This is a genomic window from Ancylobacter sp. 3268 (assembly GCF_031456575.1).
Lineage (GTDB): Bacteria > Pseudomonadota > Alphaproteobacteria > Rhizobiales > Xanthobacteraceae > Ancylobacter.
Window position 1 is genome coordinate 123,728 of record NZ_JAVDUX010000005.1, and the last position, 14,848, is coordinate 138,575.

General features: G+C 68.3%; 14 protein-coding genes. 6 read left to right on the forward strand and 8 right to left on the reverse strand.

What is annotated here, in order from left to right:
• Nucleotides 1–22: 22 nt before the first annotated feature.
• Genes J2X65_RS08700 through J2X65_RS08710 form a run of 3 tightly spaced genes read right to left on the reverse strand, consistent with a single transcriptional unit; the run spans nucleotide 23 to nucleotide 3,184 of the window.
• Complete coding sequence (locus J2X65_RS08700; RefSeq protein WP_310200303.1) at nucleotides 23–433, reverse strand: GtrA family protein; 411 nt, start codon at nucleotides 431–433, stop codon at nucleotides 23–25.
• 1 nt (nucleotide 434) lies between these two features.
• Nucleotides 435–2,162, reverse strand: a complete 1,728-nt coding sequence (locus tag J2X65_RS08705; RefSeq protein ID WP_310200305.1) for a hypothetical protein — start codon at nucleotides 2,160–2,162, stop codon at nucleotides 435–437.
• Nucleotides 2,159–3,184, reverse strand: coding sequence for a glycosyltransferase family 2 protein (locus tag J2X65_RS08710; RefSeq protein ID WP_310200307.1), 1,026 nt, complete (start codon nucleotides 3,182–3,184; stop codon nucleotides 2,159–2,161). Before J2X65_RS08710 ends, J2X65_RS08705 begins: the two co-directional genes overlap by 4 nt.
• Before the next feature lie 107 nt (nucleotides 3,185–3,291).
• Between J2X65_RS08710 and J2X65_RS08715 the strand changes: the two genes are divergently transcribed.
• On the forward strand, nucleotides 3,292–4,164 hold the full coding sequence (locus J2X65_RS08715; RefSeq protein ID WP_310200308.1) for a ChbG/HpnK family deacetylase: 873 nt from the start codon (nucleotides 3,292–3,294) through the stop codon (nucleotides 4,162–4,164).
• Nucleotides 4,165–4,327: 163 nt separating this feature from the next.
• Here the strand turns inward: J2X65_RS08715 and J2X65_RS08720 are convergent, their stop codons facing one another.
• From J2X65_RS08720 to ftsE, 3 genes are read right to left on the reverse strand one after another with little or no spacing between them, the layout of a single operon-like run.
• Nucleotides 4,328–5,020 (reverse strand): YdcF family protein, encoded by a 693-nt coding sequence (locus J2X65_RS08720; RefSeq protein WP_310200310.1) that lies wholly within the window; start codon nucleotides 5,018–5,020, stop codon nucleotides 4,328–4,330.
• An 11-nt stretch (nucleotides 5,021–5,031) separates the two neighbouring features.
• Nucleotides 5,032–6,042, reverse strand: coding sequence for an ABC transporter permease (locus J2X65_RS08725; RefSeq protein ID WP_310200311.1), 1,011 nt, complete (start codon nucleotides 6,040–6,042; stop codon nucleotides 5,032–5,034).
• Nucleotides 6,035–6,694: a cell division ATP-binding protein FtsE gene (ftsE, locus tag J2X65_RS08730; protein ID WP_213364359.1), complete on the reverse strand. Its 660-nt coding sequence runs from the start codon at nucleotides 6,692–6,694 to the stop codon at nucleotides 6,035–6,037. Before ftsE ends, J2X65_RS08725 begins: the two co-directional genes overlap by 8 nt.
• Before the next feature lie 175 nt (nucleotides 6,695–6,869).
• Here ftsE and hpt point away from each other — a divergent pair, with 175 nt between their 5' ends.
• Nucleotides 6,870–7,436, forward strand: a complete 567-nt coding sequence (hpt, locus tag J2X65_RS08735) for a hypoxanthine phosphoribosyltransferase (protein ID WP_310200315.1) — start codon at nucleotides 6,870–6,872, stop codon at nucleotides 7,434–7,436.
• A 31-nt stretch (nucleotides 7,437–7,467) separates the two neighbouring features.
• Here the strand turns inward: hpt and J2X65_RS08740 are convergent, their stop codons facing one another.
• A complete protein-coding gene (locus J2X65_RS08740) occupies nucleotides 7,468–7,926 on the reverse strand; it encodes a helix-turn-helix domain-containing protein (RefSeq protein WP_310200317.1) in 459 nt (152 codons plus the stop codon).
• Nucleotides 7,927–8,010: 84 nt separating this feature from the next.
• On the opposite strand from J2X65_RS08740, the gene J2X65_RS08745 reads away from it, so the two are divergent.
• Nucleotides 8,011–10,329 carry a heavy metal translocating P-type ATPase gene (locus tag J2X65_RS08745; protein WP_310200319.1) on the forward strand — a complete coding sequence of 773 codons (2,319 nt, stop codon included), beginning with the start codon at nucleotides 8,011–8,013 and terminating at the stop codon, nucleotides 10,327–10,329.
• Nucleotides 10,330–10,468: 139 nt separating this feature from the next.
• Here J2X65_RS08745 and argH read toward each other — a convergent pair whose 3' ends face one another.
• Nucleotides 10,469–11,854, reverse strand: coding sequence for an argininosuccinate lyase (argH, locus tag J2X65_RS08750; protein WP_310200321.1), 1,386 nt, complete (start codon nucleotides 11,852–11,854; stop codon nucleotides 10,469–10,471).
• Nucleotides 11,855–11,881: 27 nt separating this feature from the next.
• On the opposite strand from argH, the gene tlpA reads away from it, so the two are divergent.
• From tlpA to J2X65_RS08765, 3 genes are all read left to right on the forward strand, one after another.
• The gene (gene tlpA, locus J2X65_RS08755) at nucleotides 11,882–12,682 is read left to right on the forward strand and encodes a thiol:disulfide interchange protein TlpA (protein ID WP_310200323.1); all 801 of its coding nucleotides are present in this window, start codon (nucleotides 11,882–11,884) and stop codon (nucleotides 12,680–12,682) included.
• Between the two features lie 16 nt (nucleotides 12,683–12,698).
• The gene (locus J2X65_RS08760) at nucleotides 12,699–13,634 is read left to right on the forward strand and encodes an alpha/beta hydrolase (protein ID WP_310200325.1); all 936 of its coding nucleotides are present in this window, start codon (nucleotides 12,699–12,701) and stop codon (nucleotides 13,632–13,634) included.
• Nucleotides 13,635–13,767: 133 nt separating this feature from the next.
• The gene (locus J2X65_RS08765; RefSeq protein WP_310200327.1) at nucleotides 13,768–14,724 is read left to right on the forward strand and encodes a DMT family transporter; all 957 of its coding nucleotides are present in this window, start codon (nucleotides 13,768–13,770) and stop codon (nucleotides 14,722–14,724) included.
• Nucleotides 14,725–14,848 lie beyond the last annotated feature (124 nt).

Genomic DNA, 14,848 nt, shown 5'->3' on the forward strand with positions numbered 1-14,848 from the left:
CGCCCGCGCGCCTCTTCTGCGTTCAGGACCGCGCCGGCCGGAACGTCCACAGCAGATTGCCGGCATAGTGCCAGAGCACCAACAGACCGGTGGCGATCAGCTGCGCCGGCAGGTAGGGCAGGCCGCCCTCCCGGGTGAAGCCGGCCATCATCACCGCATTGAGCACGAGGCCGCAGCCGGCGATCAGGAAGAAGCGCGGCGCCGCTTCCCGATGCGGGCGGTCGCTGCGGAAGGCGATGCTGCGGCTGAGCAGGTAATTGACCACGCCTCCGGTGAGAAAGCCGGCCGTCGAGGCGACCACCGGATCGATCCCAGCGCCGCTCGCCAGCGTCACCAGCACGGCATACTGCGCCAGCGTTCCCAGCGCCCCGAGCGAGGCGAACAACAGGAAGTGGCGCAGCCTGGCGATCAAAGGGGAAGCGGCGAGGTCCATGTCACGGCGCCTTGCGGGCCACGGTCGCCGAGCCCGGACCGTTGAAGGACACCGCCGGGGTCTGGGGATCGGCATCGTCATCCCACGGCAGCGGCTCGACGATCGGCGTATGGCGCGCCCGCAGATCCACCACCATGGCAAGCGGCACCCCGAGCCGGCTGATGGTGCGATAGGTCAGACCGGGCACCAGATTGTCACAGCCGACATTCCGCGCCGTGAGCAGGAAGTCGGCATCGTCCCAGCTCTCGGTCAATTCGAGATCGGGGCCGAGGAAGGGCTGGATCTGGCCATCCTCCGCACAGATCGCCACCTTGTAGGGCTTGGCGGGCGGATGCGCCTCTATGCCGGTGCGCAAGGCATTCGCCGCCTCTCGCATGGTTGCCGACCAGTAATCGCCCTCGAAACGACCATCGGCACCCTTCAGCCCGCCGACCAGCTGGTTGTAGCCGACATATTCATAGGGATGCAACGCCACGAAGGTCGCGGCATTGAAGGCGAACAGCGCCCCGGCGGCAACCGCGGTGACCAGTGCCAGCACCGGCGAAAGGCGCAGGGTCGCCTGCCACAGCGCGGCAATGCCGAGCGCGGCAGCGATCGTCGCTGGCGGGATCACGAACAGGAAATGGCGGATACCGTTATAGAGCGGAGGATGCTCGGCCAACGTGAAGGCGACCGGCACCGCCAGCGCCAGAACCAGCGGCAGGAAGACCAGTTGCCGGCGCCGCCCGGCCGCATCGGCCCGCAACAGGGCGAAAAGGCCAAAGGGGATTGCCGCGATGAGGCCGGCGAGCGCGATATCCGGCAGCTTGATGAGCAGATACTCGCTCATATAGGTGCCGGGCACCTCGCCGATCGGCAGGTTCTGGCCGTTGATCAGCGTGCTCAGGTCGAAGCTGAAATGGCTGAAGGCCCCCATCGCCTCAAACAGATTGGTCGGCGGCAGCACCGACCATGGCCAGGCAAGCGCCGTCACCGCAACAGCGATCAGCCCGGCCGGGATCAGCCGCACCACCAGGCGCATGACGAGCCGAATGTCGCGATGGATGGCACCGGCGGCGAGCATTGTCAGGCCGAGATAGAACACCGCGAACACGCCGCCGACCCGGAGCCCGAGGGCGCAGCCGACGGCGAAACCGAGACCCGCCACCGTTCGCCAGCTCGGCAGACCCGGCAGGGCGGCCGCGACGCAGGTGACGAAATAGAGGCTCCACGCCATGGTCGCCGCGAAGGGCACATCCTTGGTGTGGGTGAACATCGCCCCGCCATACATGCCGGTGACCGCCAGCATCGCCACGGCGAGGATCGCGGTCTTCTCCCCGGCAAGGAGCTTCGTCCAGCGCCACACCGCCACCAGCCCGGCAAGGCCGAAGCCGGCCGAGATCAGATGGCGCAGATCATAGACCGGCAGGCTGACATAAGGCTCCAGCCCGGCGGCGATCAGGTCGAACAAGCCGCCATAGAGATAGAGGTTGATGTAGTGGAAGGCGCGGTCATCCTTGAAGCCGCTGCCGTACCACTGCCAGAGCAGCTGGCCATAGGTGTGCTGCACCGGCTCGTCATTGCTGATGCCGTAATCGCGGAACACCACCAGCACCCAGGCGGTGAGGCCGGCGAACAAGACGATGCTGCACAGGCGCGTCAGCGCCTGTGACTGCCACGCGGAGGCGACAAGCGCGCCGAGGCGGCCGGCGAGGGTAGCCGGCGTCGGCCGGGAAGCGGCGATTGTCACGGCTGCGTCTCAACCAGGGGAACGAGGGAAGCGGAAAGCGAGGCCGCCGGGACATAGCCGACTTCATCGGCGACGATATAAAGCGGGCGCTGTTTCACTTCCGTGAAGATGCGGCCGATATATTCGCCCATCACTCCGAGGCTGATCAGCTGCACCCCGGAAAGGAACAGCGTCGAAACCATGATGGTGGCGAAGCCCGGCGTCTTGACGCCGAAGAACAGCGCCTCACCGATCAGGTAGATGCCATAGAGCGCGGACAGCGCGGCAAGGCCGACGCCGATCAACGACCAGACCCGCAGCGGCACCATGGAAAAGGACGACAGGCCGTCCACCGCATAGCGCAGCAGCCGGATGAAGTTGAAGGAACTCACACCTGCCGTGCGCTCCGCGACCTCGAAATCGACCTCCGCCTGCTGGAAGCCGACCCAGCTGGTGATGCCCTTCATGAAGCGGTTGCGTTCCGGCAAGGCGTTGATGGCATTGACCACCCGGCGGTCGAACAAGCGGAAGTCGCCGGCGCCCTCGGGAATGTCCACTTCGCACATCAACCGGAAGAACTGGTAGAATCCCTTGCTGAACAGCCGCCGCGCCAACGGATCGGTGCGGCGTGAGCGGCGCACGGCGGTGACCATCTGGGCGCCGCGGCTCCAGGCTTCGATCAGCTTCGGCACCACTTCCGGCGGGTGCTGCAGATCGGAATCCATCAGCACCACGACATCGCCGGTGGCGGCACGCAGGCCGGCGGCCATCGCCGCCTCCTTGCCGAAATTGCGGGCGAAGCGCAGCCCGCGCACGCCGGCATCGTTCATGCCGATGGCCGCGACACGCGCGAAGCTGTCGTCGCGGCTGCCATCGTCGACAAAGACGAATTCGCGCGCCAACCCCGGATAGGCGTCGAGCACCCGGCAGAGCCGCCGATGCAACTCCTCAAGACTGGCGGCCTCATTGTACACTGGGATGACGAACGAAATCAGCCGGGGCACGCGATTCTGCAGCGTGCTTTCGGGCGTACTATGAATCATCTGCGGAACTTTCCGGCTCAGACGTCAAATAGTCGACAACAGTCTTATTTGCTGCTTATTCCGTAGTTAAGTATAAATCAATTGCGATATTTTTAGGGCTCCAAGAAGTGGCGGCATCGACACCTTCACCTATAGTAATCTGCGCCGATGACTTCGGTTTAAGCAGTGGCGTTTCCGCAGGCATCATTGAATTGATTACGTTGCGGCGGCTGTCCGCCACCGGCGCGATGACCGGGCTGCCGGGATGGCGGCGGGATGGCGGCGAACTCTCCCGCCTCGTCCGGCAACACCCCGCCGATGTAGGGCTGCACCTTACGCTGACCGGCCAGCGGCCGCTTACGAGCGCGCAGGGTCTTGCCGCAAATGAACGCCTGCCCTCGATCGGCGCATTGACCCGGGCTGCGCTGATCCGCAGCCTGCCGCTGGAGGCCGTGCGCGCCGAGTTGCGGGCACAGCTCGACGCTTTCGAGGATGTCTGGGGCGCTCCGCCGGATTATCTCGACGGGCACCAGCATTGCCATATCCTGCCGGGAATCCGATGGGTGGTGATGGAAGAGCTGGCCACCCGCTATGGCGGTTCGCCCTGGCTGCGCTCCTGTGGCGAAAAGCTCTACCGCGCCGCGTCACGGCGCATCGGATTTCCCAAGGCCGCCGTGGTCGGCGCCTTCAATGCCGGCCTGCCGGCGCAGGCGGCGCGCCATGGCATCGCCACCAACGACAGTTTCCGCGGCTTCTACGATTTCTCCGACCAGCTGTCCTATGCGCAGGTGTTCCGCGGCAGCATCGCCAACGCCGCCGATAGCGGCCGGGTGCTGGTGCATTGTCATCCCGGCCGGGTCGATTCCGAACTTGTCGCGCTCGATCCGCTCACCACGCCACGCGAGCGCGAACTCGCCTATCTCGCCTCATCCGAGTGCGGCGACGATCTTGCGCGGGCGGGCGTACGGCCGGCGCGCTTCGCCGAGTTGATCGGGGCTTAGCGGCCGGTCATTTCTGCCGTTCGCCAGACACTGATGGCGTCGCTTCACCGGCGTGGGCGTGCTGCCGCCCGAGGAAGATGACGCCCTTGAGAGCGGTCGGCCTTTGAAGATCGGCACCAGCCGTCTGGCCGGCCCGCAGGACTGACGCTTTGCCGCTGAACGATCAGGTGGTCGATTTCGGCGAGTGAGGCGGAAACACCGCCGTCAGCTCATCGGTGGTCGCCGGCGATGGCCTGATCCCGGCATAGGCGGCGAGATACTTCACATATTCCAGCATCAGCATCCTGCCGGAAGCCAGCGTGCCCCATAATCCGGGACGGGCGGCGCCGACGACCGGATAGGGCAGCAGTTCGACATCCGGCATGGCGCGCTCCATCTCCACCAGCGCCCGCGGCATATGCCAGCCCGAGGTGACGACGATCAGCGAATGGAAGCCGAGGCGTTGCGCCCATTGCGCTGCCTCGATGGCATTGCCGCGAGTGTTGAGTGCCGAACGGCCGAGTTCGGCGCAGCAATCGAGCACCGTCTGCGCCACCGGCACCGTGCGGCCAATCTCGACAAGCGTGGTCTCGGGATGCACGCCGGTGATCAGCAGGCGCCGCCCGCGCTGTTCCGCCAGCAGATTGGCGGCTTCCGCCACCCGATCGGCACCGCCGGTCAGCACGACGATGCCGTCCGCCGTGCGGCCGGTACGGTCGGCAGGCCCGAGAATGCAGAACAGGAAGACGAGAAAGCCTGCGAGAAACAGCGCCAGCGCCCCCGTCAGCAGGCAGGTGGCGAGCGTCATCACCCGCCGAAACCGGCTCGGGCGAGCCGTGGTCTCCTGGTGAAGCAACGCTGATTCGCTCTTCGTCACGGATGAGCCACCTAGCTGATGCCGCGTAGAGTCCGGTAGACGGTGATGCGCGAGGTCATCGCCGTGACCAGCGCCACCAGCACCGACGCCCCGAGGATGCCGCCATAGCCCCGGAGATCAAGCGTCATCACCCCGACCAGGGTGTCGGCCGGCGTGCCGATCCCTATCCAGTGCGGGACCGTCGAGGCCAGGAAGAACACCGCCATCGCGATGCCGCCGCCAAGTGCCCCGCCCTTGAGGCCGACGGCAAGAAAATGATGCTGGAACTCGGCAGCGATGAAACCGTCGCGGGCGCCGACGAAATGCAGCACCTCCACAATCGACCGCGCCGCGTCCACTGCCGCACGGGTGGCGAACACCACGCACAGCACGGTAGCGGCGGCCACCAGGCCGAGCACCGCGAGGCCAATCGCCACCACTGCGCGAGCGGTGGTGGACAGGCGCTGCGTCCATTGCCGGTGATCGTCGAAGCTCGCGGAAGGCACCTGCTCCGCCAGGGCGGCGCGCAGCGCCTCCGCCGCCTCCGGGCCAGCACTGGGCGCCAGCGTCACCACCACCAGCCGCGGCACCGGCAGGCTGGAGACGTCGAGCCCCGTGCCCAGCCATGGTTCCAGCAGCCGGGCGGTCTCTTTGGCATCGAGCGCACGGGCCTCCGCGACCCCGGGTGTCGCCTTCGCGACGTTGACCGCCTTGGCGAGCGCCGCCTCGACGTCGAGGCCGCCACCGGGCTTTATCTGGATGGTGGTTTCGCGGGCGATGTCGGAAGTCCATTCCGATGCCACCGACCGAACCGCGGCCACCGAGCCGATGGTGATGCCGGCGAGAAAGGTCATGATCGCCACGACGGCAACCAGCGCCCCGCCGGTGACGGTCGCCGACGGCACGATGGCGTGCGGGGTGCGCGAATGCCGGTCCGCTCCGGCCTCGCCGGCACGGCCGCCGGGCAGCCATGCCCGGATCCGTGCCCACAGTCCGGGCTGAGCCGTGGAATCGGGGGCGGAAATATGGTGCGCGTCAGTCATAGACGGTCAGCCGTCCCTGGTTGATCACCAGCCGGCGGGCGTCGAACTGGTCCATCAGCGCGATGTCGTGGGTGGCGATCAGCACCGAGGTGCCGGTCTTGTGCAGCTCGACGAAGAGGCGTAGCAGCCGGCGCGCCAGCCGTGGGTCGACATTGCCGGTCGGCTCGTCGGCAAGCAGGATCTCCGGCCGGCTGATCAGCGCGCGGGCGATGGCGGCACGCTGCTTCTCGCCACCCGACAGCACCGGCGGCAGCACATGCATGCGCTCGCCGAGCCCGACCCAGCCGAGCAGTTCGGTCACCTCGGCGCGATAGCTCGCCTCCTCGCGCTCCTGCACGCGCAACGGCAGCGCGACGTTCTCATAGGTGGTGAGGTGGTCAAGCAAGCGGAAATCCTGGAACACGATACCGATGCGCTGGCGCAGCGCCGCCACGTCATCCGGCCCGAGTGCGGCGACATCGCGGCCGAATACATTGATGAGGCCGCGCGTCGGGCGCAGCGATAGGAACATCAGCCGCAACAGCGTCGTCTTGCCGGCCCCTGACGGGCCGGTCAGGAACTGGAAGGAATGCGGAGGGATACCGAAGGTGACGTCCCTCAGCACCTCGGGCCCCATGCCGTAACGCAGCCCGACATTTTCGAAGCGAACCAATCTGCGAATCCCTCGGACCTGAACAAGTGCCGCCAGCGGCGACCATGCCGGCCCTGTCCTAACATAGAGTGTGCGTTCTTGTCGGGAATCCGCCACCGTCCGCTCCGGCTGGACGCGGGGCGACCCGCCGGTCCATCCTGCACCCCGCAAGCGAGTTCGACGATCAGGAGACATTATGAGCGAAGCGGACACCGGGGCGCGGGCAACCACGCCGAAGATAGAGGTGCTGTTCGACGCCGAGACCATTGCCGCCCGCAATCGCGCGCTCGCCGACGAGATCGTCGCCGCCAAGCCCGAGAAGCTGGTGGTGATCGCGGTGCTGAAGGGCAGCTTCGTCTTCGCCGCCGACCTTATCCGTGCCATGCACGATGCCGGCCTGGCGCCGGAAGTGGAATTCATCACCCTGTCGAGCTATCGCGATTCACAGGTCTCGGCCGGCTATGTGACCGTGCTGCGCGACATCGACAGCGAGGTGAAGGGGCGCGACGTCCTCCTCATCGACGATATCCTCGAATCGGGCCGCACCCTCGCCTTCGCCAAGGACCTGTTGGCCGCGCGCGGCGCCCGGCGCGTCATGGTGTGCGTGCTGCTGGAGAAATCTCACAAACGTGCGGTGCAGATCGAAGCCGATTTCGTCGGTTTCCAATGCCCCGATTATTTCGTGGTCGGCTACGGCATGGACGTAGCCCACGCCTACCGGCAATTGCCCTTCATCGGCCATATACCCGACGGCGAAGGCTGAAGACCGACACGGCAGCCGGCGGCGGATTCGCTCAGCTGCCGGCCCGCCCGGCCAGTGCGAGCGGCTCAGCTTCCCGATGGTGCCGGCATTCGCCGTGATCGGCGAGGATCTCGATCACCCGGCACCGTCCGACATGACCGTGCGAGCAACCTTCCACCATGCGCATCAGTTCGGCGCGCAGCGCCTCGAGGCTGGCGATGCGATGCTCCACCTCGGCCAGCCGGTCACGGGCGATCGCATCGGCGGCGGCGCAGGATTGATCCGGCTCGTCCTGCAGCTTCAGCAGCGCACGGATCGCCTCCACCTCGAAGCCAAGTTCGCGCGCATGGCGGATGAAGGCGAGGCGCCGCACATCAGCGGCGTCATAGCTGCGGCGGTTGCTGCCGGTGCGCGGCGGGCTGGGCAGAAGATCGATGCTCTCATAGTAGCGAATGGTCGGAACCTTGACCCCGCTTGCCGCCGCGGCGGCACCGATGCTGAGACTGGGCATCGCAAAAATCCCCGAAATCGCCTCTTGATCCTCTAGTCGCTAGAGGATGTAGCGTCGCCTCCAGTGAAGGGCAAGGAGGCATGCATGTCGGCGCTCAAGCAACGTTATCGTATCGAGGGCATGGACTGCGCGTCCTGCGCGTCCAAGATCGACACCGCGGTGCGCCGGGTGCCGGGTGTCTCGGAAGTGGCGGTTTCCGTCACCGCCGGCACCCTGACCGTCGAGCATAGCGGCGCCGACATGATGCTTGTGGAGAAACGGGTGAGCAGCCTCGGCTATGGCATCGCGCCGCTGGTCCGTCCAATGGAGGCAACGACGCCTCAGCCGCCTGATGACGGTCCCGACCATGCTTGCGGCTGCGGACATGACCACGCCCATGTCGACCACGCCCATGTCGCACACGATCACGCCGGCCACCGGCATGATCCCGATGGCGGCGCCCACCATGATCACGACCACGACGACCACAGCCATGCGAGCCAACCCGCGACGGGCCTCGCCGCCGCCAAGGTGGCGGCCGATGGCCATGTGCATGTCATGGAAGCCGGCTCCTGGTGGCGCAGCGGCAAGGCACGGCTGACGCTGGCCTGCGGCGCCGCGCTGGTCTTTGCTTATGCCGCCGGCCACCTCTGGCCGGACTATGACCGCCTGATCTTCAGCATCGCCATGCTGGTCGGGCTGGTCCCGGTGGCGCGCCGCGCGGTGATGGCAGCCTTGGCGGGCACGCCCTTCTCCATCGAGATGCTGATGACCATCGCCGCAATCGGCGCGGTGATCATCGGCGCCGCGGAAGAGGCGGCGATGGTGGTGTTCCTGTTCCTTGTCGGCGAATTGCTGGAAGGCGTCGCCGCCGGCCGCGCCCGCGATTCGATCCGCGCCCTCACCGCGCTGGTGCCCAAGGTCGCCCGCCTGGTCGAGAACGGCGGCACCCGCGAGATTCCGGCCGAGCGCATCGCCATCGGCGATACCATCCTGGTCCGGCCGGGCGAGCGCATTCCCGCCGATGGCGCGGTCCTGGAAGGTGCGAGCACGGTGAACGAGGCGCCGGTGACCGGCGAAAGCGTTCCCGTCGCCAAGGCGCCGGGCGACCAGCTCTATGCCGGCACGGTGAACGGCGAGGCGGCGCTGACCATGCGCGCCACCGCCACCAGCGCCGACAACACCATTGCCCGCGTGGTGCGCCTCGTCGAGGAGGCGCAGGAGAGCAAGGCGCCGACCGAGCGCTTCATCGACCGCTTCTCGCGCTGGTACACGCCCTTCGTCGTGGCGCTGGCGGCGTTGGTCGCCCTCGTGCCGCCGCTGCTGTTCGGCGCGGCCTGGGACGAGTGGATCTATAAGGGCCTCGCCATCCTGCTGATCGGCTGCCCCTGCGCGCTGGTCATCTCGACCCCGGCCGCTATCGCCGCCGCTCTCGCCGCCGGCGCCAAGCGCGGCCTGCTGATCAAGGGCGGCGCGGTGCTGGAGAAGCTGCGCGAGGTGAATGCCGTCGCCTTCGACAAGACCGGCACCCTCACCGAAGGAAAGCCGCAAGTGACGGATGTGGTGGCGTTTTCCGGCAGCGAAGGCGAAGCGCTACGCCTTGCCGGCGCCTTGGAAGCCGGCTCGACGCATCCGCTGGCCGTGGCGATCCTGGCCGCAGCCGAGGCGCGGGGGATCGCGCTCCCCGCTACCCAGCAGGCCGGCGCCATCGGCGGCGAGGGCGTGACCGGCACCGTCGAGGGCCGCTCGCTGTTCCTCGGCTCGCCGGCAGCAGCCGGCAAGAGGGCGCCGCTGCCGGCCGAACGCCTCGCCGCCATCGAGGCGCTGAACGCCGAGGGCAAGACCGTCGCCGTGCTGGTGGCGGACGGATCGGCACTCGGCTTCCTCGCCATGCGCGACCAGCCGCGTCCTGATGCGAGCGCGGCACTCAAGGCACTGAAAGATCAGGGCATTCGCACCGTGATGCTCACCGGCGACAATGCCCGTACCGCCGAGGCCGTCGGCCGCGACCTCGGCATCGACGTGCGCGCCCAGCTGATGCCGGCGGACAAGCAGCGAATCATCGGCGAGTTGAAGGCGCAGGGGCTGACGGTGGCCAAGGTCGGCGACGGCATCAACGACGCGCCGGCGCTGGCCGCCGCCGATGTCGGCATCGCCATGGGCGGCGGCACCGACGTGGCGCTCGAGACCGCCGACGCCGCCGTGCTGCATGGCCGCGTCGCCGATGTCGGGGCGATGCTCGACCTGTCGCGGCGGACCATGGCCAATATTCGCCAGAATATCGGCATCGCCTTGGGACTGAAGGCGTTCTTCCTCGTCACCACCATCGCCGGCATCACCGGGCTGTGGCCCGCGATCCTCGCCGATACCGGCGCAACCGTGCTGGTGACGGCCAATGCCTTGAGATTGCTCAAAGGACGGTAGCCGTTGGCCGTCTGCGTGCTTCGAGGCTCGCTACGCTCGCACCTCAGCATGAGGAATGCGGACCGGGATTACAGGACCTTCCTCGCCCTGAGATGCCCGGCCAAAGGCCGGGTCTCGAAGGACATAGAACGGTGCCGTCTCACCCCTTGGCAAGCAGCTTCAGCCAGCGCTTGGCCTGGGCGCGGACGTTCTTCGGCGCCGTGCCGCCATAGGAGACGCGGCTCGCCACCGACTTCGACACCGACAGCACACCGAACACCTCGGCGGTGATGCGCGGCTCGACCGATTGCATCTCCTCCAGGCTAAGCTTATGCAAAGGAACGCCTTTTCCGCTCGCCAGCGCGACGATGCGGCCGGTGACGTGGTGCGCCTCGCGGAACGGCAGGCCGAGCACCCGCACCAGCCAGTCGGCGAGGTCGGTGGCGGTGGAATAGCCGGATCCGGCCGCCGACTTCATCTTCGCCTCGTCCGGCACCATGTCGCGCACCATGCCGGCCGTGGCAGCCACCATCAACGACAAGGTGCCGAGGGCGTCGAAGGCGCCTTCCTTGTCCTCCTGCATGTCCTTGGCATAGGCGAGCGGCAGGCCCTTCATCACCATCAGCAGACCCGAGAAGGCCCCGGCGATGCGGCCGATCTTGGCGCGCACCAGCTCGGCGGCGTCCGGATTGCGCTTCTGCGGCATGATCGAGGAGCCGGTGGTGAAGCGGTCGGACAGCTTGAGGAGGCCCACAAGCGGCGAGGTCCAGATGACGATTTCCTCAGCAAAACGAGTGAGATGCATGGCGCAGATCGAGGCCGCCGCCAACGTCTCCAGCACGAAGTCGCGGTCCGAGACCGAATCGAGCGAGTTCGCCGTCGGCCGGTCGAAGCCGAGCGAGGCCGCGGTGGCGAAGCGGTCGATCGGGAACGAGGTGCCGGCCAGCGCGGCGGCGCCGAGCGGGCACTCGTTGAGGCGGGCGCGGGCATCCCGGAGGCGGCCGCGGTCGCGGCCGAGCATCTCGACATAGGCGAGCAGATGATGGCCGAAGGTCACCGGCTGAGCAGTCTGGAGATGGGTAAAGCCGGGCATCACCGTGCCGGCATGCGCCAGCGCCTTCTCGCTAAGTGCTTGCTGCAGATCGGCAATCTGCGTGTCCAGCGTGTCGATCGTGTCGCGGACATAGAGGCGGAAATCCGTTGCCACCTGGTCGTTGCGCGAGCGGGCGGTGTGCAGGCGACCGGCGGGGGCGCCGATGAGGGTTGCCAGCCGAGATTCCACATTCATATGAATGTCTTCCAGCGAACGCTGGAAGGTGAAATGGCCCGCCTCGATCTCTGACAGGATCGTGTCTAGACCCCCGGCGATCTTTTCGGCATCAGAAGCCGTGATGATCCCCTGCGCGGCCAGCATGGCGGCATGCGCCTTGGAGCCGGCGATGTCCTGCGCGTATAGACGCTGGTCGAACCCGATGGAGGCATTGATCTCCTCCATGATCGCGTCCGGTCCGGTCTCGAACCGGCCACCCCACATCTTGTTGCTCATGCTGACTTTTTCTCCGCGAGGACGGCCATGACCGAACCATCCGACCCCATCGATCCGGCCCCCTCGGCCAAGGGGCGTGGAACCGGTCGCGGGAAGGGCGGACGGCTTGCCCTTTATGCCGCGCTCGCCATTTTTCTGGGCGCCGCCGCCGGGCTTGCTGGCGTATACGGGATCGGAGGGGGGCTGCGCAACGCCGACGCGCCGGCGCTCGCAACCGGCCCCACCACCCCGCCCGCCGCACGGACCGGTGGGGTGTACGATCAGGCTGGTCCGGCATCCGGCGAGGCCGGTCAGTGCAGCCGGGCCAGCGAGACGGCGCGCAAGCTCACCGACCTCGCCAGGGGGGAGCTCGCCGCCTTCGCCCCGACGCTGAAGCCGACCCGCATCCCCGACCTCGCGGTGATCACCCCCGACGGTAGCCCGGCACAGCTGAGGGCTATCGGCGGCGACGGGCTGCGGCTGGTCAATATCTGGGCGACCTGGTGCGTGCCCTGCCGCACCGAGATGCCGGCGCTCGACAAGCTGCAGGCCGAGCGCGGCGGCAACGGCTTCGAGGTGGTCGCCATCAACATCGACACCCGCGACGGCGACAAGCCGAAGCGGTTCTACGAGGAGACGGGGGTCCGCAACCTCGCGCTCTATACCGACCCCAAGGCGAAGGCCTTCCAGGACCTGCGGGCGGTCGGGCGCGGCTTCGGCCTACCGACCACCATGCTGGTGGATGCCGAGGGTTGCGAGATCGGCCATATCGCCGGGCCGGCCGAATGGGCGAGCCCGGAAGCGCTGGCGCTGATCGACGCGGCCAAGGCGGCCTATGCCACCCCCTGACCGGCCAGGCGCGGCGGTGAATCGGCGCGACCTCCTCGGCCTGCTCGCGCTGATGGCGGGCGCCGGCTGCGACGGGGGATCGCCGGCGCAGGCGATGGCAGCGCCGCGGGTGCTGCCGCTGTGGCCGGACCCGCCGCCGGGCGGCGGCGGACCGCAGGGAGCACCCGTGAGCAACCGCCGCGGCGCGCTCGACAACATCGCGCGCCCCGGCTTGACGCTGTTCCCGCCCGACCGCCCGAGCGACACGGCGGTATTGGTCGCCTCCGGCGGCGGCTACCGGCGGATCGAGGACGGCAAGGAGGCGCTGCCGGCGGCGCGCTGGCTGGCCGCACATGGCCATGTGGCCGCCGTGCTCGACTATCGGCTGCCCGGCGAGGACTGGGGCGCCGGGCCGGCGGCGCCGCTGCAGGATGCGCGGCGGGCGCTCCGGCTGCTCAATGCCGGCACGATGCTGCCGGGCATCCGCCGGGTCGGCGTGCTCGGCTTCTCCGCCGGGGCGCATCTGCTGGCGCTCGCCGCCGGCCCGGCGCCGATGGGCGACTATGCGGCCGTCGACGCGGCGGACACCGCGCCGGCGCGGGCGGATGCCGCGGCGCTGGTCTATCCGGTGCTGAGCCTCAGCCCCGCGCTTCGCCCCACCTCGGCGCAGCGCCTGCTGGTCGGCCGGGATCCCTCGCCGCAGCTGGCGGCGGCGTGGTCGGCCGAGACCTATGTCGAAGCGGGCTACCCGCCGACCTTGCTGGTCCAGGCCGCCGACGACCCGATCAGCGATCCGCGGGAGGCGCCGCTGATGGCCGCGGCATGCCGCCGCGCCGGCGTGCCGGCCGAACTCCACATGCTGGCAAGCGGCGGCCATGGGTTCGGCATGGGCCGACCCGGCACGCCCAGCGCCGAGTGGCCGGGCTGGCTGGCGGATTTCCTGGCTAAATTCATCAAAACGCCGCCCGGCTGAGACGCCGCGTGACGATCGTCACCCGAAACGGGTGGCGCCGCCGCCGGCCGGCTGATATTTCCCGGCGCCCCGATGGCTGCGATCCTCCGCCAGCCTGTGCCGACAGCGCCGCTTCGCGCGCCCGGAGAGCCCGATGTCCAGCCCGACCGCCCGCCCCGGAACCCCGACGCCCGGAGTCGTGCCGATGGGAGCGCTCGACTGGGGCCTGCTGGTGCTGCTCTCGATGATCTGGGGCGGCTCGTTCTTCTTCGGCAAGATCGCCATCGCCGAGATCCCGCCGCTGACCATGGTGCTGAGCCGCGTCGCCATCGGCGCCGCGGTGGTGTGGCTGATCGCCCGGATGCGCGGCATCTCCATGCCGTTCAGCCTGCCGCTGGTCGGGGCCATGGCGGTGATGGCGCTGCTCAACAACGTCATTCCGTTCTCGCTCATCGCCTGGTCGCAGCAGCATATTCCGAGCGGTCTTTCCGCCATCCTCAACGCGGCGACTCCGCTGTTCACCGTACTGGTGGCGCAGGCCTTCACCCGCGACGAGAAGCTGACCGCCGGACGCCTGGTCGGGGTGCTGCTCGGCTTCGGCGGCGTGGCGGTGATGATGGGCCCGGCGCTGCTGGGGCGGCTCGGCGGCCACGAACTGCCGGCGCAGGTCGCCGCCATCGGCGCCACGATGTCCTATGGCTTGAGCGCCGTCTATGGCAGGCGTTTCCGCGGCCTGCCGCCTCTGGGCGTGGCGGCGACGCAGCTCACCCTGTCCAGCCTGCTGCTGCTGCCGGCGGTGCTGACGATCGACGCGCCCTGGCGGCTGCCGCTGCCCTCGCCGCATGTCATCGGCGCGCTCATCGGGCTCGGCGTGCTGTCCACCGGCATCGCCTACATCATCTTCTTCCGCATTCTCGGACGGAACGGCGCCACCAATATCTCGCTGGTGACGTTCCTGGTGCCGGTGAGCGCGGTGCTGCTCGGCGCCCTGGTGCTGGGCGAAGCGCTGGAACCGCGCGAGTTCATCGGCTTCGCGCTGATCGCGCTGGGGCTCGCTACCATCGACGGGCGGCCGGCAAGGCTGCTGTTTCGGCGCGGCCGGCGGGCATAGCCGCAACGGGCGGTTCACCGGCGGACGGACGGCCGGATCCCCTTCGACGCGAAAAACCCTCCCCGGCGGGGCAGCCGGAGAGGGCAAGTAGACGGCCGACGGAAACCGGCCGCCCCCAAAGGCA

Coding starts and splice junctions, on each gene's coding strand:
- J2X65_RS08700 (WP_310200303.1), bottom strand. CDS start 433: ATGGACCTCGCCGCTTCCCCTTTGATCGCCAGGCTGCGCCACTTCCTG.
- J2X65_RS08710 (WP_310200307.1), bottom strand. CDS start 3,184: ATGATTCATAGTACGCCCGAAAGCACGCTGCAGAATCGCGTGCCCCGG.
- J2X65_RS08725 (WP_310200311.1), bottom strand. CDS start 6,042: ATGACTGACGCGCACCATATTTCCGCCCCCGATTCCACGGCTCAGCCC.
- hpt (WP_310200315.1), top strand. CDS start 6,870: ATGAGCGAAGCGGACACCGGGGCGCGGGCAACCACGCCGAAGATAGAG.
- J2X65_RS08740 (WP_310200317.1), bottom strand. CDS start 7,926: ATGCCCAGTCTCAGCATCGGTGCCGCCGCGGCGGCAAGCGGGGTCAAG.
- J2X65_RS08745 (WP_310200319.1), top strand. CDS start 8,011: ATGTCGGCGCTCAAGCAACGTTATCGTATCGAGGGCATGGACTGCGCG.
- argH (WP_310200321.1), bottom strand. CDS start 11,854: ATGAGCAACAAGATGTGGGGTGGCCGGTTCGAGACCGGACCGGACGCG.
- tlpA (WP_310200323.1), top strand. CDS start 11,882: ATGACCGAACCATCCGACCCCATCGATCCGGCCCCCTCGGCCAAGGGG.
- J2X65_RS08765 (WP_310200327.1), top strand. CDS start 13,768: ATGTCCAGCCCGACCGCCCGCCCCGGAACCCCGACGCCCGGAGTCGTG.